The sequence below is a fragment of the Pyrococcus sp. ST04 genome, from assembly GCF_000263735.1.
Taxonomy (GTDB): domain Archaea; phylum Methanobacteriota_B; class Thermococci; order Thermococcales; family Thermococcaceae; genus Pyrococcus.
In genome coordinates this window covers 1,443,576-1,461,375 of record NC_017946.1, presented here as the reverse complement: position 1 = coordinate 1,461,375, position 17,800 = coordinate 1,443,576, and the positions used below count along the sequence as shown (strand labels likewise).

At 41.7% G+C, this 17,800-nt stretch carries 20 protein-coding genes; 12 read left to right on the top strand and 8 right to left on the bottom strand.

The window, feature by feature from the left end:
• Positions 1 to 22: 22 nt before the first annotated feature.
• Positions 23 to 1,267, top strand: coding sequence for a peptide chain release factor aRF-1 (gene prf1, locus PY04_RS07710; RefSeq protein ID WP_014734565.1), 1,245 nt, complete (start codon positions 23 to 25; stop codon positions 1,265 to 1,267).
• Here prf1 and PY04_RS07705 read toward each other — a convergent pair.
• Complete coding sequence (locus PY04_RS07705) at positions 1,257 to 2,594, bottom strand: TrpB-like pyridoxal phosphate-dependent enzyme (protein ID WP_014734564.1); 1,338 nt, start codon at positions 2,592 to 2,594, stop codon at positions 1,257 to 1,259. The genes prf1 and PY04_RS07705 overlap by 11 nt on opposite strands.
• A gap of 154 nt (positions 2,595 to 2,748) precedes the next feature.
• Positions 2,749 to 3,585 (bottom strand): M55 family metallopeptidase, encoded by an 837-nt coding sequence (locus tag PY04_RS07700; protein ID WP_014734563.1) that lies wholly within the window; start codon positions 3,583 to 3,585, stop codon positions 2,749 to 2,751.
• A 136-nt stretch (positions 3,586 to 3,721) separates the two neighbouring features.
• Between PY04_RS07700 and hypA the strand changes: the two genes are divergently transcribed.
• The gene (gene hypA, locus PY04_RS07695) at positions 3,722 to 4,144 is read left to right on the top strand and encodes a hydrogenase nickel incorporation protein HypA (RefSeq protein ID WP_014734562.1); all 423 of its coding nucleotides are present in this window, start codon (positions 3,722 to 3,724) and stop codon (positions 4,142 to 4,144) included.
• Entirely contained in the window at positions 4,141 to 4,872 is a 732-nt protein-coding gene (locus PY04_RS07690) for an Mrp/NBP35 family ATP-binding protein (protein WP_014734561.1), read from the top strand. The genes hypA and PY04_RS07690 overlap by 4 nt, the downstream gene beginning before the upstream one ends.
• Here the strand turns inward: PY04_RS07690 and PY04_RS07685 are convergent.
• Together PY04_RS07685 and PY04_RS07680 are read right to left on the bottom strand one after the other, a co-directional pair.
• Positions 4,859 to 5,368 carry an NUDIX hydrolase gene (locus tag PY04_RS07685; protein ID WP_014734560.1) on the bottom strand — a complete coding sequence of 170 codons (510 nt, stop codon included), beginning with the start codon at positions 5,366 to 5,368 and terminating at the stop codon, positions 4,859 to 4,861. The genes PY04_RS07690 and PY04_RS07685 overlap by 14 nt on opposite strands.
• Positions 5,369 to 5,409: 41 nt before the next feature.
• A complete protein-coding gene (locus PY04_RS07680; protein ID WP_048056233.1) occupies positions 5,410 to 6,186 on the bottom strand; it encodes a PfkB family carbohydrate kinase in 777 nt (258 codons plus the stop codon).
• Between the two features lie 51 nt (positions 6,187 to 6,237).
• On the opposite strand from PY04_RS07680, the gene PY04_RS07675 reads away from it, so the two are divergent.
• Positions 6,238 to 6,852 carry a hypothetical protein gene (locus PY04_RS07675; RefSeq protein ID WP_014734558.1) on the top strand — a complete coding sequence of 205 codons (615 nt, stop codon included), beginning with the start codon at positions 6,238 to 6,240 and terminating at the stop codon, positions 6,850 to 6,852.
• Here PY04_RS07675 and PY04_RS07670 read toward each other — a convergent pair.
• A complete protein-coding gene (locus PY04_RS07670) occupies positions 6,849 to 7,703 on the bottom strand; it encodes a damage-control phosphatase (RefSeq protein WP_014734557.1) in 855 nt (284 codons plus the stop codon). The genes PY04_RS07675 and PY04_RS07670 overlap by 4 nt on opposite strands.
• 70 nt (positions 7,704 to 7,773) lie before the next feature.
• Here PY04_RS07670 and PY04_RS07665 point away from each other — a divergent pair, with 70 nt between their 5' ends.
• Positions 7,774 to 8,751, top strand: coding sequence for an AIR synthase family protein (locus PY04_RS07665; RefSeq protein WP_014734556.1), 978 nt, complete (start codon positions 7,774 to 7,776; stop codon positions 8,749 to 8,751).
• Here PY04_RS07665 and PY04_RS07660 read toward each other — a convergent pair.
• From PY04_RS07660 to sppA, 3 genes are read right to left on the bottom strand one after another with little or no spacing between them, the layout of a single operon-like run.
• Positions 8,711 to 9,730 carry an AI-2E family transporter gene (locus PY04_RS07660; protein WP_048056104.1) on the bottom strand — a complete coding sequence of 340 codons (1,020 nt, stop codon included), beginning with the start codon at positions 9,728 to 9,730 and terminating at the stop codon, positions 8,711 to 8,713. The genes PY04_RS07665 and PY04_RS07660 overlap by 41 nt on opposite strands.
• 3 nt (positions 9,731 to 9,733) lie before the next feature.
• Entirely contained in the window at positions 9,734 to 10,192 is a 459-nt protein-coding gene (locus tag PY04_RS07655) for a PH1570 family protein (RefSeq protein WP_014734554.1), read from the bottom strand.
• A 5-nt stretch (positions 10,193 to 10,197) separates the two neighbouring features.
• On the bottom strand, positions 10,198 to 11,175 hold the full coding sequence (gene sppA, locus PY04_RS07650; protein ID WP_014734553.1) for a signal peptide peptidase SppA: 978 nt from the start codon (positions 11,173 to 11,175) through the stop codon (positions 10,198 to 10,200).
• A gap of 336 nt (positions 11,176 to 11,511) precedes the next feature.
• Here sppA and eif1A point away from each other — a divergent pair, with 336 nt between their 5' ends.
• Genes eif1A through PY04_RS07615 form a run of 7 tightly spaced genes read left to right on the top strand, consistent with a single transcriptional unit; the run spans position 11,512 to position 17,800 of the window.
• Positions 11,512 to 11,853 carry a translation initiation factor eIF-1A gene (eif1A, locus tag PY04_RS07645; RefSeq protein WP_014734552.1) on the top strand — a complete coding sequence of 114 codons (342 nt, stop codon included), beginning with the start codon at positions 11,512 to 11,514 and terminating at the stop codon, positions 11,851 to 11,853.
• A gap of 11 nt (positions 11,854 to 11,864) precedes the next feature.
• Entirely contained in the window at positions 11,865 to 12,665 is an 801-nt protein-coding gene (locus PY04_RS07640) for a serine protein kinase RIO (RefSeq protein ID WP_014734551.1), read from the top strand.
• Entirely contained in the window at positions 12,638 to 13,303 is a 666-nt protein-coding gene (locus tag PY04_RS07635; protein ID WP_014734550.1) for a KH domain-containing protein, read from the top strand. The genes PY04_RS07640 and PY04_RS07635 overlap by 28 nt, the downstream gene beginning before the upstream one ends.
• A 9-nt stretch (positions 13,304 to 13,312) precedes the next feature.
• Positions 13,313 to 15,007 (top strand): DNA topoisomerase VI subunit B, encoded by a 1,695-nt coding sequence (top6B, locus tag PY04_RS07630; protein WP_014734549.1) that lies wholly within the window; start codon positions 13,313 to 13,315, stop codon positions 15,005 to 15,007.
• The gene (locus PY04_RS07625; protein ID WP_014734548.1) at positions 14,982 to 16,130 is read left to right on the top strand and encodes a DNA topoisomerase IV subunit A; all 1,149 of its coding nucleotides are present in this window, start codon (positions 14,982 to 14,984) and stop codon (positions 16,128 to 16,130) included. Before top6B ends, PY04_RS07625 begins: the two co-directional genes overlap by 26 nt.
• Before the next feature lie 6 nt (positions 16,131 to 16,136).
• On the top strand, positions 16,137 to 17,384 hold the full coding sequence (locus PY04_RS07620) for a DUF530 family protein (RefSeq protein WP_014734547.1): 1,248 nt from the start codon (positions 16,137 to 16,139) through the stop codon (positions 17,382 to 17,384).
• Between the two features lie 5 nt (positions 17,385 to 17,389).
• A complete protein-coding gene (locus PY04_RS07615) occupies positions 17,390 to 17,800 on the top strand; it encodes a DUF1699 family protein (protein ID WP_014734546.1) in 411 nt (136 codons plus the stop codon).

Genomic DNA, 17,800 nt, shown 5'->3' with positions numbered 1-17,800 from the left:
TTGGACGGAGAGGTGAGGCAAAATGGTTCACCGTGACGCTCAACTTTATGAACTAAAGAAGAAGATTGACGAGCTAAAGAAAATTAGAGGGCGAGGAACTGAGTTAATATCCCTCTATATTCCAGCGGGATATGATTTGAGTAAAGTCATGCAACAACTCAGAGAAGAGTATAGCACAGCCCAGAACATAAAATCAAAAACAACTAGAAAGAACGTGCTGGGGGCCCTAGAAAGAGCAATGCAGCATCTCAAACTTTACAAAAAAACTCCAGAAAATGGACTTGCTCTGTTCGTTGGGAACGTTAGTGAGATGGAGGGAACGACTGATATTAGATTGTGGGCAATAATTCCTCCAGAGCCTCTGAATGTGAGACTCTATCGATGTGACCAGACGTTTGTTACAGAGCCACTCGAAGAAATGCTTAGGGTGAAGGATGCCTATGGATTAATTACAGTGGAGAAAAATGAGGCTACGATAGGTATTCTTAGGGGTAAAAGAATTGAAGTTATTGATGAGCTCACTTCAAATGTCCCAGGTAAAACCAGGGCAGGTGGTCAGTCTGCAAGGCGTTATGAGAGGATAAGGGAGCAGGAAACTCATGAATTTATGAAGAGGATCGGAGAGCACGCTAACAGAGCGTTTCTTCCGCTCCTTGAAAAAGGGGAGCTTAAGGGTATTATAGTAGGGGGCCCAGGACCGACAAAGGAGGAATTCGTTGAGGGAGATTACCTACACCACGAACTTAAGAAGAAAATAATTGGAGTAGTAGACATTAGTTATCATGGTGAATACGGGCTCAGGGAATTAGTTGCTAAGGCCTCTGACATTCTTAGGGATCACGAGGTAATAAGGGAGAGGAAACTTGTAAATGAGTTCTTGAAGCACATAGTCAAAGACACCGGTCTAGCCACATATGGTGAAAGGGAAGTGAGAAGAGCGCTTGAATTGGGAGCCGTTGACACTTTACTGATTAGTGAGGGATATAACAAGGTCAGGGTTAGGGCTAAATGTAACAACTGTGGTTGGGAAGAGCTGAAAACCATGAGCGAGGAAGACTTCGAAGTCTACAAGAGAAAGTTGACAAGATGTCCGAAGTGTGGAAGTCAGAACATATCATTTGAAAAGTGGGACGTTGCGGAAGAACTAATAAAAATGGCAGAGGAAGCGGGGTCAGATGTGGAAATAATCTCCCTTGACACCGAGGAAGGACAGCAGTTCTATCGAGCCTTTGGTGGATTGGGGGCGTTGCTTAGATTTAAGATTTAGAGACCTCTTTTAATATTGGAAACTCCTCTGGTTCATAATCTTCAAGCTTACCATCAAGGAAGTCTTCGTAACCCTTCAAATCGAGCAAGCCATGTCCACTTAGGTTGAATAGAATAACGACTTCCTTACCCTCCTTTTTTGCCTCTAATGCTTTATCTATTGCTGCCTTGACGGCGTGAGCACTTTCGGGTGCTGGAACTATCCCTTCAGCCTTCGCAAATAGAGTTGCAGCCTCAAACACTTCTGTTTGATGATAGGCAATTGGTTTTACAATTCCATGGTTTATTAGGATACTAAGGGTGGGGGCTAGGCCATGATATCTCAATCCTCCTGCATGGATTGGTGGAACGTAGTATGTATGTCCTAGGGTATGCATTTTCATTTTTGGTGTTAGTCTCCCTGAATCTCCGTAATCGTATGTGTAGACTCCCCTGGTCATTGAAGGTGCTGCCCTTGGCTCGACGGCTATAAATTCGTACTCACTTTTCCCATCTAAGACATCCTTTACGAAGGGATATGCTAGACCCGCGAAGTTACTCCCTCCTCCAACACACCCTATTATTATATCTGGCTCTTCAAACTCTTTCATCTGTTCTTTTGCTTCTAGCCCGATTACGGTTTGGTGCATCAAAACGTGGTTGAGCACACTTCCAAGTGAGTATCTTGCCTTGTCATCCTTCAAAACGTCCTCTATAGCTTCACTTATCGCTATTCCTAAGCTACCAGGATGATTTGGATCCTCTTTTAAAAACTTCCTTCCGACTTCTGTGTTTTCGCTGGGACTTGGGTATATCTCAGCTCCATAAATCCTCATCAATGTCTTTCTGTAGGGCTTCTGGTAGTAACTTGCTCTGGCCATATAGACCCTAATTTTAAGCCCTATGAGTGCACCAGCCAAACTTAATGCTGTTCCCCACTGTCCTGCACCAGTTTCGGTCACTAATCTTTCTATTCCCTGCTTCTTTGCATAATATGCCTGTGCGAGGGCAGTGTTTATTTTATGACTTCCAGTAACGGTTGCCCCTTCGTACTTAAAGTAGATTCTTGCGGGTGTATCTAGAATCTTCTCTAAGTTAGTAGCCCTAAATAATGGTGTTGGTCTTCCTATTTTTGCATAGAGCTCTCTCACTTCCTTGGGGATCTCTATATACCTTTCAGTGCTCATTTCTTGCTTAACTAACTCTTCTGCAAAAATCCTCTTCAGTTTCTCTGGGTCTATTGGCTCATTCGTCTCTGGGTCTAGCGGAGGGGCTAGTGGCTCTGGAAGGTCGGGAAGTATATTGTACCATCTCCTGGGTATTTTACCATCTGGGAGAACTACTTTCATAAAAACACCTCCCTCAGTTTTATCTGCAGAATACAGCCTACCTCAAAGGTTCCAAAAACAAGCCCCCCTAGCTAGGCCAAAAACGATCACTCCTTTGCATGGGGCATCAAAAAAGGACAAAAAAATTAGTTAATAAAAGTTTGGACAGCTAAACCTATCTAGAAGTTATGTAGGAAACTCCAGCAGCTGCAAATATAAGGACTTCTAATATCTTGTAGGCATCTTCTACACTATCTGCTGAAAACTGTACTTCTTTTCCTCCAGTTCTCTCAACAATTGGGAGTAGTTCGGCAACTTCAGCATAAGCGCTGTTTAAAAACCTGACATTTACCTTAACAGGCTTTTCCACTTTCAATGGTTTCAGTTCGTTCTTTTTGAGTTTGTCTACAGCTCTTTTAACTCCTTCTCGGAGGTTCTCTTCTATGACTTTAATTGCAGGACTCAATGCGGAATATCTTCCGCTTGCTTTCTTTAGTGCTATGAACTCAGTCCAGGGGGTATATTTCGTATCTTCCCTTAATGCCTCATCTCCAGCAACAAGGCCGACAGGTATGTTCCACTCCCCTAGGAGCATTGCATTCATTAAGAACTCACTGACTTCAATCCCATTTATCTCGATCTTGTCAATAGTTGCCCCACTATATGTGTGGTCAAAAGTTGCATATCCAGTTCCTGCCTTTGCATGGTATCCCAAGAATACTGCAATGTCACTTCCCTTCGCAAATGCCACCATGCTCAACGGCCTTGGAAAGCCTCTGACAATTGAAACGAATTCTGGCATTTCCTCTGGAATTACATTGACCATTGGCCCGTGAGAATCTGCAATTATTACTTCTTCAAAGCCATTAGAGTGGAGCTCTTCTGCAACGACTTTAGCTATTCTCGTTGCTATCTTCCTAGCTTCGTTATAAAGGGCTCCTTTGACGAATAGATGTTCCCTGCTTACTATATATGGCAATCCTTCAAGGTCTATGGAGACAAATGCTCTCATCTTGGCTCACCATATGAATTTAGTTTCATTGAGATATAAGACTTACCCTTTAAATTCAAATTTTAATGATCTGAACCTTCGGTTCAAAACTCTCCAATTTTTAAAGGGTGGCATTGGAGTGTTCTATGGTGATACCATGCATGAGTGGGCTCTTGCTGATGCCATAGTAAGGACAGTTCTTGATTACGCTCAAAAGGAAAACGCTTCAAGGGTGCTCGCTGTTAAGGTAGTTCTTGGAGAACTGCAAGATGTTAACGCTGATGTTGTTGGGTTTGCGATGAGGGAGCTGTTTAAGGGAACGATAGCAGAAGGAGCAGAAATAATATTTGAAGAAGAGGAAGCGATTTTCAAATGCAGGAGCTGTGGATACGAATGGAAGCTAAAGGAGGTTAAAGACAGACTTGATGAGAGGATTAGAGAGGACATTCACTTTATTCCAGAAGTCGTTCATGCATTTATTTCCTGTCCGAGATGTGGAAGTCATGACTTCGAAGTTGTAAAGGGAAGGGGAGTTTACATTGGAGGAATAAAAATTGAGAAAGAGGAGGGAGAGGAATGATTGATCCAAGACAGTTGGCCATATCTGCGAGGCTTGAAAACGTAAGAAGGGTAATCCCAGTAGTCAGCGGAAAGGGAGGGGTTGGTAAATCTTTAATCTCAGTTACTTTAGCATTGAGCCTGGCAAAGAAAGGGTTGAAAGTGGGGCTTTTAGATTTGGATTTTCATGGGTGTAGCGATCATATAATTCTAGGATTTGAGCCAAAGGAATTTCCTGAAGAGGAGAAGGGTGTTGTTCCACCCCTGGTTCACGGTATAAAGTTCATGACAATAGCCTACTATACGGAGAACAAGCCAACGCCCCTGCGCGGAAAGGAAATTAGTGATGCCCTAATCGAGTTGCTCACAATAACGAGATGGGATGAGTTGGATTACCTAATAATTGATATGCCTCCAGGGATGGGAGATCAGTTCCTTGATGTCTTAAGATTTCTGAAAAGGGGCAACTTTCTCATTATAGCAACGCCATCAAAGCTTGCCCTGAATGTAGTGGAAAAGCTGATACAGCTCCTAAAGGAAGAAAATAGAGAAATTCTTGGAGTGGTAGAAAACATGAAGCTTGATGAGGAGGAAGATGTTAAAAAGATAGCGGAGAAGTATGGAGTCAGGTATCTTGCTGGTATAAAGTTCTATCCAGACTTGGAGAGCAAGATTGGAAACGTTGAAGAGCTAATGAAAACGGAATTCGCCAAGGAAGTTGAAAAGGTGGCAGATGTCATTTCAAGGTGAGGGCATCTTCGAGTATTTTTGAGTGATCAAACGCAAGTTTATCTTTTATTTTTTCAATTTCATTTATTGGGACAACGATTGCCTCCTTTGCATCATCTCCTGGCTTGAGCTGACCACTTCCAATTGCAAGGAAAGCTATGGTGACGGTGTGACCTCTAGGATCTCTGTTGGGGTCAGAATATACCCCTACTACCCTAACTAGTTTCACATCTAATCCTGTTTCTTCCTTTGCCTCTCTTATCGCGGCTTCTTCAACTCTCTCTCCATATTCAACAAAGCCTCCAGGGAGCGCTAGATACCCTTTGTATGGCTCGTTCTTTCTTTTTACGAAAACTATTCCGTTGTTGTAGATTATTATTAAGTCAACTGTTAACCCTATACACCTGTGAAGCTCAGCTTTTAACCCATATTTCTTTGCTAAGTTCTCAACTTCCTCTTTAAACTTTGAGATATCAGTTCCTTTTGGGGCTTTAATTAGGAGAACATACCGGTTCATTTTCACCACCGCTCAGCTAAGTCCCTCCCAATCATCGCGACTCAGCCAATCGAGGCGTCATCATCGCGGTCTAGATAATTTTTCAATCCAAGTTTCAAGAATTTTGCTGTTTCATCTATTGCAAACCTTAGGCCCTCCTCTATACCAAAGGAGTCTATACCATAAACTAGAAGAGCTAAGAATGCATCACCTGCTCCTGTCGGGTTTTCTGTATGTACTCTCTTTGGTTCGAACTTAATTTCCCTTCCATCCCTAAGTTTAAGAACACCCCCTCTACTTCCGTTGGTCACTGCCAATATGTTTGGTGTTCCAGGATTGACTAGGGCCTTATATTCCTCGGCAGATGCATGAACAATATTACAATTATTTAAGAAGCTCCCATCGACGTTTTTTATCTCGACTTTATCCTTAAGCTCCCTTACGAATCCTTGAACATCGAGGGAGGGATTTTTGAATACAGTTAAGTGTTCCGGTCTTATTTCTCCGGAAACTGGGTTTACTATAACTCTTCTCTCTTTGATGCTATTCAGTTCTCTTAGGGTGAATTGTTCTCCTTTTGATAGAACTCTCAAGACCCTTGACTCTCCTTCGTACACAAGTTCAAAGGAGGTCGTTGAGTCAGCTGGAAATGGGATAACTTTCACATACCTCTCGATATCCCTAATCCATTCCTCCGGATATTCTGGCCCTATTTTTGCATAAACTGTTACTTTTGCATACTTTGAGAGCACTAATCCCGAGTAATAGGCCCCTCCTCCAGGTCTTTTCTTCCCGTTAATAATATCTATGGTAAAGTTTCCTATAACTGCATACTTCATGCTTGAGAATTTTGAGGCTATCTTTTTAAGCACTAGTTTTAATCTTGGAGCATGCCGTACTTAGTGATAGAGCATTTGGAGGAAATAAGTGAATGGTTACTACTTGAGTACAAGCATGTTGCCCAATGGTGGGGAGATAAGCTGATATTCACCAATGTGAGGCCAGAAGAAAGAAGAATTCTTGCGGAGATAGGCAGTGTTGTTAGTGAGAGCATTACGAGGCTACCCTTTGATAGGAGTAAAGTGATAGTACTAGACCTCCAAGCAGAGGAAGAGCTCAAGCCAGAGGATATAGAGGAGGACACCATAATAGTGGTCGGAGGAATTCTCGGGGATGCGATTCCACGTGGGAGGACTAAGAAGTTTATAACATCTAAAATGAGCGGTGTTAAAGTTAGACATATAGGGAAGCCTCAGTTTTCCATAGATGGTGCTTCAATAATTGCAAAGCTCATAGCTGACGGAAAAAGGTTGGAGGAAATTGAATATGAGGAAAATCCAACAATAAAGCTGGATGAATTTAGCGAGATAACATTACATTATGCTGTTCCAAAGCTGAATGGAAAGCTTTTGCTAACCCCAGGTCTCATTGAACTTCAAAAAAGAGAGCTTGGATATTATGAAGAGGACGAAGATGAGGAACTGGAGAAATTCTTTGCTCCTTAAATATTTCTTTTGCATACGAGTGCCCCTTGTGGAACCCTGAGCTCTCTTGCAACGGCTGGGCATTTTGCCTTAAGTAAGAAAAATATTCTCTCGTCTTTAATTTCACTTAGTGTTTCGAAGTTTCCTTGACCCTTAGCTATAATTAAATCGGCTCTTCTGAAAATCTCCTTAAACTCTTCACTAACTTGGCCTAATGGGACTCCAACTATCCTGGTTCCTGTGGATATTACTTTTGCTATCTCTTTGAATCCGTCTCTTTCTAAGTCTTCAACGGTTACATCATTTATTATTGGCCCTTCTTTTCCGGCAACATATATCTCAGCGTCTGAGACTTCCTTTAACTTTTCAATTAGTATCATGTCAAAATAGTGTTCTCCCACATTGTCCGTGAGATATAGGATTATTTTTGCTTCTTTCGCAGTTTTAAGGAGTTCTTCGCTCTCATCTATGTATAACTTGTCATATAGCATTTTCTCTACATCTTTTTCTAGGTCTTCTGGAGAAAAACCAACCGAAAAGTCTATTACATTGCCAATTATCGCTAGTTTTATTGCAGTTTTCCAATCTATTAGCAGCTTTTTCCTGAGTATTTCCACAACTTTCTTTGCAATATTTCTTGACTTTTCTTTGTACTCTCTGAATGGGTCGTCATTTCCAAGGAACCTATAGAGTTCTAGGAATATTAAGCTTCCAGCTATGGCGGGAATGGCATCTCTATGATACTCTCTTGCAAGCAGTCTCGCTGAAAGAAACATTGCCTCTCTTCTAAGATTCAAGTCATTAGTGGCCATTTCGGCGATTTTTTGACATTGGTTAGCCATGCACGTTAAACATTCATAGTGAACTTTCATCTAACCACCCTCCATGCGCTTGTGGATTAACTTAATAACTCTTAGTGCACTTTTCTAGTGGGGTTGGGAGATGCTTGCAGGTAAAGTTCCCCCCGAAGTATTGAAAGATATCGTTTTTAAGGGACTAAAAGGAGGTCACAAAGTTATAATAGGGCCTGGAGTTGGAATAGATGCCGCTGCAATAGATTTTGGGGATTATGTTCTCGTTGCATCGACAGATCCAATTACTGGGGCTGAAGAGAGAATCGGATATTACGCTGTTCATGTTAATGCTAACGATGTGGCAACTTTTGGAGCTGTACCTAGATGGTTTTTAGTGACGATATTACTTCCTGAAGGGGCTGACGTTGATCTGGTAAAGTCAATCATGGATGAAATTAAGGAACTCACGGAAAAGATGGACATAGCGGTGATTGGAGGCCATACCGAAGTAACTCCTGGACTCAGAAAGCCTATAGTTGTTGGAACTATGCTGGGAGAAGTTGAGAAGGAGAATCTAGTTATTCCAAGGCCAAGGCCAGGGAATGCAATTATCTTGACGAAGGGTGCCGGAATCGAGGGTACGTCTATAATTGCTCATGAAAGAGAAGATGAACTTGTTTCAGTATTTGGGAGGTCTTTCGTTGAAAGGGCAAAGGCCTACATAGAGGAGATTAGTGTTGTAAAGGAGGCGTTAATTGCTCGAGAGTTTGCGACTGCAATGCATGACCCCACAGAGGGGGGAGTAGCAAATGGGCTTCACGAAATGGCTGATATAGGAGGGCTAGGGTTTAGGATTTTCTCGAATAAAATTATTGTGAGAGAGGAGACAAAGAAAATCTGTGCATTCTATGATTTAGATCCCTTGGCCTTGATAAGTTCTGGAGCACTTCTAATCTCAGTTCCTAGGGATCATGCCAAAGTTCTTGTGGAGAGGTTGCTTGCCCATGGGATAAGTGCTAGTATAATTGGGGAGTTTCTCGCTGAGAAAAAGAGGGTAATAATTGAAAATGGAATTGAGAGACCGCTTAGACGTCCTGAGAGTGATGAGCTTTGGAAAGTCGTTTAGGTCTTTCTATCTCCTTCCAAGCATCTATTAAGGCAAAGAGGAGTCCTATGGCTATTGGCCCTAGAATTATCCCAACGGCACCGAATGCCATAATTCCTCCAAAAATTCCAACAAGAGCTACGACTGAGCTTACTTTCGCTCTGTGCTTTGTAAGTTTAGGTTTTATAGTGTAATCGGGCAAGGGAGATATTGTTGTTATCCCATATAATGAAAATAGAATTGCCAATAGTGGAGATCTATGCCATAATATTATCGCTCCAACAACCCACATTATCCATCCACCAACTACGGGAAGTAACTCAAGAATCGCGCATAATATTCCTGCCGCTATCGCCCCAGCAACGTTGCTTAGGCCAAAGATATAAAACCCAATTGCCAAAAACATGCCTTTCATTATGCTAAAGAATAACCATGTCTTTAGAATGGCATCAACGGTCTCCTTAACTTTCTCAATTAACTTTTCTCCTAATCTCCTGTTAGTAGATGGGAGGAGAGAATATATCTCCTCAGCTAAAAAGTCAGCATTTGACAGGGTTGCATAGAACACGGCAAGAAATACTATGAGTTGAAGGGCCAGTTTTGGTATTGAAAGGGTGTATTTTAATAAGAGGTCTCTAAGCTTTTCTGGAAAGCTAGTAGCCATTGCATCAAATACTGCAGAAAGTGCTTGGGGAACTCTTAGGGCCCCCAACCAGGAAAAGAATGAGTCTAAGTATATGTAGAGGTTTTTTAGAGCGTCAGTTATCCACAATGTAACCCCAAGGAGAAATAAAATTGAAAATCCAGTAACAATACCAGAAATTATGAATTTGGCCCACGGGTTTCCAACTTTGTTTCTAATTCTATTATAAAAAGGGTACACTATGTAAGTCGCTGCAATTCCGTAAACTATTGGAGTGATCAGCTCCTTTAAAGTTTTCCAGACTAGGAAAATTATTATTAGAACAAGAACTATCCAAACGATTTTTTCCCTTTCCACGCCTCACCACTTCCAGATATACTTTAGTATCATCTCAGCAACGGAAGGCTTGTTAAACAGGAACAATCTTCCCTTTGGATCGAGAATGAAATTACTGCCGACAACAAGGTATCCTTCTTTGGTTTTGTATACATTAGCCTTGTCAAGCTCAATTTCAAAGGGAACTTCAATGTCCTTGATAGTTTCCTCTATCTTCTGCCTAACTTGGTTGCTTACGAATTTTATTGGCTTGAGTTCTACTTTTTCTCCCTGAATTTCAGAGCTATCAATGTATACACTCCAGAACTCCTTTGCACATTCAAATGGGTAGACATATTCCGGGCCATATTCAGGAAGATATAACTCGTAGATTATTGCAGCCAAAATCTTCCTCGCATCCCCTCCTATAACTCTAATCTCAACATTAAACTTCTCATCTTTAAAGCCGTTTTCAAACACCTCCAGCTTTTCCTCACACTGCATCTTCCTCACCTCCTGATGTATCCATATACGTATTTTGCTGGCATGTATAGGGAAGAACTTTCTGTAATCTCAAAATTCTCTGGAGGTGTGCTGTACATAACTACATTCGCACTCGTAACGTTCATTAGCTTTAACAGCTCTCTAATAGCTGAATCTAAATCTCCGAGTTCATCTACCAACGTTCCATTGACATCTTTTGCAAACCAGGCTAAACCATTTGCGAATTTTCTTGTCTCGTTGATGCTCATATTCCTTCCTTCTGACACAACTTCCAAGAATTCATTAAAGTACGTCTCTATCTGGTCTTTTATTATTCTCCTCTCTTCTGGGGTTAGTCCCCTCCAGTCTGCTCCCATGTCTTTGTAGGGGCCTGTCTTGAATACTTCCACCTTTATTCCATTCATCTTATAGTACTCTTCAGCGTTAAAGTGCACATATAGAACACCTATGCTACCAACCTCTGCCAGCGGGTCTGCTATTATCTTTTCAGCAGCACATGCAATATAGTAGGCCCCAGAATCGGCGTAACTACCTGTATATGCAACTATTGGCTTAACATAGCTGAGCTTCTTAAGTTCTTCGTATATCACCCTTACTGGCCCAACGTATCCTCCTGGGCTTTCTATCCAAAGGAGGACTCCGCCTATCGAGGAGTTATCTCTTATCTCTCTTATTATCTTGACAATATTCAAAGCCATGTAGTTGTCAATTGGTCCAAATATTGGTACTATAGCTATTGACATGTTCCCTCCTTTAGATTTAGTAGCCACTAAAGAGCGTAAAAATTCTATCTCCCTCTTTAGCTCTTGAATTTTTAAGGAAAGCGTTTTGTTTTCAGTTAAATTTGAAGCGGGGACTACTATCTCTTTTTGTTGGGACTTTATCTCTCCTATCTGAATGTATAGTAGGGCATTGGTTACTATGGAGAGCGCTAGGATAAGCATGAGAATAAACGAGACATACTTCCAAACACTATTCGACATTTCTTCACCTCCTAAACACTTAGCTCGTTGATTTCTAGTAGTGGATTTGAGTTTAAATTATTTCGTATGGTAGAGCCCACTTCTCTCTAAACGAAATTGGAGAATACCTTTGTACTGCTCGTCATTTTTCTCTTTAGCTTTTTTCAATTCTTGCCCTTTAGAACAGGAAAGGAGTTAGGTATAACTTGAATATAGTGGATACGTCTCCTTACTTTGCTCTTTGAGGATTATTAAAGGGTAGTTGGATTGATTAAGGAAGGAGTATGCAAAAATTTTTAAACTTCTTCCAAGAGGTGTATGTGGAAAAATTTTTGCAAAAATCAGGGGGTGATGCTCATGCCTAAGAAGGATAGGAAGGTTGAAGGTGAGGAAGTTATAAGGGTTCCCCTTCCAGAGGGAAACCAGTTATTCGGGGTTGTTGAGCAAGCACTTGGAGCTGGCTGGATGGATGTTAGATGTGAGGATGGGAAAATAAGGAGATGCAGAATCCCAGGGAAACTTAGGAGAAGAGTGTGGATAAGGGTCGGGGATTTGGTTATAGTGCAACCTTGGCCAGTTCAGAGCGACAAGAGGGGAGACATAGTCTATAGATACACCCAGACTCAGGTGGATTGGCTTTTGAGGAAAGGAAAAATCAGTCAGGAGTTCTTAACTGGAGGCTCTCTCCTCCTGGAGTAGAGTGATGGGCTATGGAAAGGCTTGACAGAGAGATTGCAGAGGTACTTGGGTTAACTGAAAAAAGAGAGAAGGATAGTGAGCTCTTTAAGGTATTTAGTGAGGTATTTGATAAAACAACCGTTGAGACTATTAGCTACTTTTACAGGCGGGGAAAGATAGACAGACTATATGGAGTGCTGAGTACGGGTAAAGAGGCCAATGTATTTGTTGGTTATGATGCTAAGGGAAATAGAATAGCGGTTAAGATCTACAGAACATATACAACAGAATTTAGGAGAATATGGGAATACCTGGCTGCAGATCCTAGAGTTGGGTATTTACCTAAGGACATAAGGAAACTTGTTTTCGTATGGACTAGAAGAGAGTTCAAGAACCTCCAGAGGGCCATGAAATATGCAGTTAGAGCACCAGAGCCAATAGCTTTCAGAAATAATGTCCTTATTATGGAGTACATAGGGGATGAAGAACCTGCCCCAAGGCTCAAGGATGTTGAGAAAAGTCTTGAGAAGTCTGACTTTGAAGAGCTTTATAACTTTGCAATGGGAGCCATAGAGAGGCTTTGGAAAAGAGGGGATATGGTTCATGGAGATTTAAGCGAGTACAACATACTAATTTGGCACGAGCCTGTTATAATAGACTGGTCTCAAGCAACTGTGAGAAGGAACAGGATGAGCTTAACTCTCCTTTATAGGGATATTAGGAACATAGTCAATTATTTTGGAAAGAAGGGTGTTGATGTTGAAGATCCAGAGGAAAAATTCCGCGAGCTGGCGGGTGAGGAAATATGGGAGAGGAGTTTGAAGAACTTATGAAAAAGTATGAAAAAGTAACGAAGGATGGTGAGATTGTTAGAGAGGAAGAGGATGATGAGTGGGAAGAATTCTTTAGGCAGGAAGAGTACGTTAAAATACCAAAAGAGAGAATAGCTGTGCTTATTGGGAAGAAAGGGCAAACAAAGAAAGAAATAGAAAGGAGAACCAAGACAAAGATAGAAGTTGACAGTGAGACGGGTGAAGTCTGGATAACTTCTACAAGAGAGACCACTGATCCTTTAGCTGTTTGGAAGGCAAGGGATATAGTTCTTGCAATAGGTAGAGGATTCTCTCCCGAGAGAGCATTTAGGCTTCTAAATGAGGGTGAATACTTGGAGATTGTCAACTTAACGGACATAATTATTGGAGATGAGAAAAAGGCTCTCCCAAGAGTTAGAGGAAGAATAATTGGTAGAAAGGGAAGAACGAGGCAGATTATAGAGGAGATGAGTGGAGCTAGTGTAAGTGTCTACGGAAAAACTGTGGCAATAATAGGGAATCCTATTCAGATAGAGATAGCAAAGACAGCTATAGAGAAGTTGGCAAGAGGCTCCCCCCATGGGACAGTTTATAGGTATTTGGAGCGGAGGAAAAAGGATCTCGAGCTTGAGGGCTCGATGTATTATGAAAACTTGTGAGGTGTTTGTATGGCGGAGGCAAGGGATTTATTTAAGGAGTTTAAGGTTCAGAGCGTCAGTGAATTTTTCAGAAGGAACGCTGCAATGTTAGGATATACTGGAAAAGTTAGGTCACTGACTACAATAATCCACGAGGCGGTCACTAACTCCCTGGATGCTTGTGAAGAGGCTGGAATTTTACCCTACATTAGGGTGGAGATTGAAGAATTGGGGAAAGAGCACTATAAAGTTATAGTTGAGGATAATGGGCCAGGAATCCCTGAAGACTATATTCCCCATGTCTTTGGAAAGATGCTTGCTGGAACTAAGGCTCACAGAAATATCCAGAGTAGAGGACAACAAGGAATTGGAATAAGTGGGGCCGTAATGTTTGCTCAAATAACTAGTGGAAAGGCTACAAGGGTTATAACTTCAACTGGCGATGACATAGTGGAAGCCTGGGTTAAGATTGATGTCCAAAAGAATGAAGGTAAGATCGTTAAGAAGCTTAGGCATCCCAATCCCAGGGGTTGGAGGGGAACTAGAATAGAGCTTGAGGTTAAGGATGTTAAATATGTCCGTTCAAAGCAGGGGGTTTATTGGTATCTCAAACTTACTGCAATAGCGAATCCTCATGCTCACATAGAGCTTATTGAACCTGATGGAAAGCTCATCGTTTTCCCAAGATCCAGCGATGAAATTCCAAAGCCTCCCGTGGAGATGAAGCCTCATCCTAAGGGTGTTATGACTGATGACGTTTATACAATGGCTCACAAGAGTAAGAGGAGTAGTGTTAGAAGATTCCTTGTTTCTGAGTTCTCTAGAATTAGCGATAAAAAAGTGGATGAGCTAATAAAATACATAGCGGCCATTAGATTAATCAAGTCAGAGGAAAATAAGGAACTTAGAGAGCAACTCTATGAAAGGTTGATGAATGGGGAAGTTGATGCTGTTCTTAAGTCCTTTGGAAGAAAGTGGAAAAAAGTTGTTGAGCAAGTTGCAAAGATTATGGAGAAGCCTCCCGAGAAGCTTACATGGCACGAGGCTGAAGAAATCGTGGAAGCGTTCAAATTGATGAAGTTTTTAGCTCCTCCAACCCACGGTCTCAGGCCAATAGGAGAGGAAAATATAAAGAGAGGGTTGAGTAGCATACTAAAACCCGAGTTTGTAACAGCAATAACAAGACCTCCTAAAGTTTACTCTGGTGGAATTCCATTCCAAGTTGAAGTTGGAATTGCATATGGTGGACACATTTCAAGTTCAGAAGTTCTAAGATACGCAAACAGAGTTCCCCTGTTATTTGATGCTGGCTCTTGTGTAATAACCTCGGCTGTTAGAAGTATAGATTGGAAGAGGTACAGGATAGATTCATTTGAAACATCTCCGATAGTGGTTCTTGTAAATGTCATCAGCGTTCACGTTCCCTACACAAGCACAGGAAAGCAGAGCATAGCTGATATAGAGGAGATCCATAATGAGATAAGATTAGCTTTAATGGAAGCAGCAAGAAGATTAGCCTTCTACCTTGGTGGGAAGTTTAGAAGGCTGTATCAAGTTAAAAGGAGGAAGACCCTTGAAAAGTACCTCCCAGAGATAGCGAGGGCACTTCACATTCTTACCGGAGAACCTGAGGAGAAAATCAAGGAGTACTTCCTGAACTTAATTGAGAGCAAAATCGAGGTAGAGGAGGTGAGTGAAGTTGAAGCTGAAGCGACAGAAGCCTAAAGAGAAGTTCTCCTATGACCCTCAGAAGGTTTTGAAGAAGTTAGAGGAATTAGCAAATAGGATACTAGAAGATGTTAAGGCAGGTAAGAATCCCTACTTTGACGTCCCTACGAGAGGGTTAAATAACGTCTACTTTGACGAAGAGGCCAGATTAATCAGGATGGGAGATAAGCTTTCAAAGAGGTACTTCCTCAACGTGGCTCATGCTAGAAAATTCATGCAGACCTTAATTCTAATGGCCTACGTTAAGAGGCTAGTTAGTGAGGGCAAGCATGCAAGCTTAAGAGAAGCCTACTATGCAAACAAGCACACGATTCCAGGAACGAGAGAGAACACGTTTGAAGACCAGAGTGAGAGTGATCCCATAATAGAAGACCTTGAGAGAATGCTTGGTGTTTTGAGAGAGGAGATGCACATAACTGCCGATAGAAGGGGATATATCTACGGAGATATAGTTATCAAGGATGGAGAGGACGAGTTCAATGCATCAAAGCTGGGAACTGGTGGATGGGCAGTACCTGGAACAGTTGAACATATACAATTCCCCGAGATTAATGTTGACTACGTCCTGGTTGTAGAGACGGCTGCAATGGCCGATAGGCTGATAGAAGAAAAGTACCCAAAGAAGGAAAGAGCTCTGATTGTTGCAACCCAGGGACAGGCTTCGAGAGGAGTTAGGAGGCTTATTCACAGGCTCCACTACGAAGAAGGCCTCCCGATAATAGTGTTTACTGATGGAGACCCATATGGATGGTACATATATTCGACGATCAAGCAGGGCTCAATCAACTTGGCTTACCTAAGTGAGAAGCTTGCAACTCCAGATGCCAAGTTCGTTGGGATGACAATGGATGACATAAAGGAGTATGGCCTCGAAAACGTTACTGAAAAACTCAAGGGCATACCCCCCGACAAGAAGGGGGGCCCAACTGGGGATTACAAGAGAATAATTGAAGAGCTGAACTATCCATGGTTCCAGAACAAGGAGTGGCAAAGGCAGCTCAAGCTTGCCCTTAAGTGGGGAGTAAGAATAGAACAGCAGGCCCTTGCAAACAAGAGCCTTGAGTTTGTTGCTAAGGAATATCTGCCCGAGAAAATTAGGGAGGGTAAGCTACTTCCGTGATGAGCCATGCCCACAACAGAAGAGCTGATTGCAAGAATAAACAAGATTCTTGATGATATAGCAATAGACACTCCCGGGTTATTTGAGGATCTTGACGTTCCTAAGTTATTTTTTACGTTCAGAACTAGATTGGAAATGCTTAAGGAGTTGGAGGAAGAGTTAGAGCGAAGAGTTGGTGAGTTAGGGCCAGCTCCGATATTTAAGGATAAGAAATCAAGAGATCCTCACCTGTCTTGGATCTATAGGAAAAGACACTACAGGACTTTAACCCTTGAAAGGCTAAGATCTGCAATTACAGCTCATAGAATGGCGTTGGCCATACTTGAGGCAAATTATACCCTTAAAGAAGGTAAGAGAGAAATACTTCCTGAGTCTTTGAAGAAAGAGAAGCTCTCAAAAGTTAAAGCTGTAGAAAGAGATATTAAACTAGGCAGAATTGAAATATTGCCCTATTTGGCTTATTCTGGTGATGTCCTCAGACTACTTGGGCAGAGAGGAGTTGAAGTGAGGGAGCACTTTAAGTTTATCAAAAGCAAACTTAGGGAAGAAGGAACTGTCAGGAAAGAAAAATTCAGGATTGAAGTTGAGTATTGGGAAGATGGGAAGCTAAAGAAAGAAAAGATTGACCTGCCAGTAGATGCTGATATAGAGGGAGAACTTAGGAAGAGGTTTGGCAAACGCTTTAGATGGAGAGTTCTAAGCTATGTGAAAACTGTAGGGGTTTTAATAAACAATCACTACACAGTAGATAACCTTGCCCTAGCTTATTCCACCCTCAATCCAGAAGATGGTGCAAAAATGCTTGCTTTGGATGTGTTTAAGTATTACTTCTTAACATCTGAGAAAGAGAGAGAATCCTTGACACTCTATCCTGGCATAAGGTCGTGCATAGACTGTCACTATTCTCTCTTTGATTTGCCATTTAAGGATAGAGCCGATTTTAAAGTAGGATTCGGTAGCTTACTTGTAATTCGGAAATGTGAGATTGAAAGAATGCTTGTTAAGAAGAGAAGTGACATTTCAAGGCTGCCAAACTATGTACTTGGTGGTGTTATTCTTTATGGAATTTCGAACTTTACTGAAGAGGAAGTTGCCTCTCTTCTAGAGATAGACGAAGGAGAGCTTAGAGAGGGGATAAGAAAGTTTGTTGTTTCCGGTTTGCATAAGCTTCTATTTTCAGACGTCACTAAATTCGAGAAATTCTTACCTAAGAGTGAGAAAGCAAAGAAGTTTCTGGAACTCCTTCAGGGGTGAGTAATATGAGAGTTGAGATAACAGCGAGGAACATGAGGGAGCTTTTAAAGAAAATAGACGATACTCTGAATGAGGATGTAACCGAGGTTTACATAAACTTAAGGCCAACTAAAGAAGTCATTGTGAGGATTCTTGATAATGCCCCGAATGTAAAGGTAATCGGTTGCCCTCCAAGTTTATATCCCAAGGTGTCTAAGAAGGTGATTAATGTCCTTGAGCAGATGGGAATAAAGGTAATTCCAATTAGTAAAGGCAGGGGAAGGCCAAGGAAGTATTCCCAGAAAACGATAGAGCAAATAAACGAGATGTTAAAGAAGGGGAAGAGGCCGAGGGAAATAAGTAAGGCTCTTGGAATCCCACTAAGAACGCTCTATTATCTCATATCGATGCAACAACAGATAAGTAGTGAAGAATAA

Bases quoted from the DNA above. Each gene is read 5' to 3' on its own strand.
- prf1 (WP_014734565.1), top strand. From the start codon at position 23: ATGGTTCACCGTGACGCTCAACTTTATGAACTAAAGAAGAAGATTGAC.
- PY04_RS07705 (WP_014734564.1), bottom strand. From the start codon at position 2,594: ATGAAAGTAGTTCTCCCAGATGGTAAAATACCCAGGAGATGGTACAAT.
- PY04_RS07700 (WP_014734563.1), bottom strand. From the start codon at position 3,585: ATGAGAGCATTTGTCTCCATAGACCTTGAAGGATTGCCATATATAGTA.
- hypA (WP_014734562.1), top strand. From the start codon at position 3,722: ATGCATGAGTGGGCTCTTGCTGATGCCATAGTAAGGACAGTTCTTGAT.
- PY04_RS07690 (WP_014734561.1), top strand. From the start codon at position 4,141: ATGATTGATCCAAGACAGTTGGCCATATCTGCGAGGCTTGAAAACGTA.
- PY04_RS07685 (WP_014734560.1), bottom strand. From the start codon at position 5,368: ATGAACCGGTATGTTCTCCTAATTAAAGCCCCAAAAGGAACTGATATC.
- PY04_RS07680 (WP_048056233.1), bottom strand. From the start codon at position 6,186: ATGAAGTATGCAGTTATAGGAAACTTTACCATAGATATTATTAACGGG.
- PY04_RS07675 (WP_014734558.1), top strand. From the start codon at position 6,238: ATGCCGTACTTAGTGATAGAGCATTTGGAGGAAATAAGTGAATGGTTA.
- PY04_RS07670 (WP_014734557.1), bottom strand. From the start codon at position 7,703: ATGAAAGTTCACTATGAATGTTTAACGTGCATGGCTAACCAATGTCAA.
- PY04_RS07665 (WP_014734556.1), top strand. From the start codon at position 7,774: ATGCTTGCAGGTAAAGTTCCCCCCGAAGTATTGAAAGATATCGTTTTT.
- PY04_RS07655 (WP_014734554.1), bottom strand. From the start codon at position 10,192: ATGCAGTGTGAGGAAAAGCTGGAGGTGTTTGAAAACGGCTTTAAAGAT.
- sppA (WP_014734553.1), bottom strand. From the start codon at position 11,175: ATGTCGAATAGTGTTTGGAAGTATGTCTCGTTTATTCTCATGCTTATC.
- eif1A (WP_014734552.1), top strand. From the start codon at position 11,512: ATGCCTAAGAAGGATAGGAAGGTTGAAGGTGAGGAAGTTATAAGGGTT.
- PY04_RS07640 (WP_014734551.1), top strand. From the start codon at position 11,865: ATGGAAAGGCTTGACAGAGAGATTGCAGAGGTACTTGGGTTAACTGAA.
- PY04_RS07635 (WP_014734550.1), top strand. From the start codon at position 12,638: ATGGGAGAGGAGTTTGAAGAACTTATGAAAAAGTATGAAAAAGTAACG.
- top6B (WP_014734549.1), top strand. From the start codon at position 13,313: ATGGCGGAGGCAAGGGATTTATTTAAGGAGTTTAAGGTTCAGAGCGTC.
- PY04_RS07620 (WP_014734547.1), top strand. From the start codon at position 16,137: ATGCCCACAACAGAAGAGCTGATTGCAAGAATAAACAAGATTCTTGAT.
- PY04_RS07615 (WP_014734546.1), top strand. From the start codon at position 17,390: ATGAGAGTTGAGATAACAGCGAGGAACATGAGGGAGCTTTTAAAGAAA.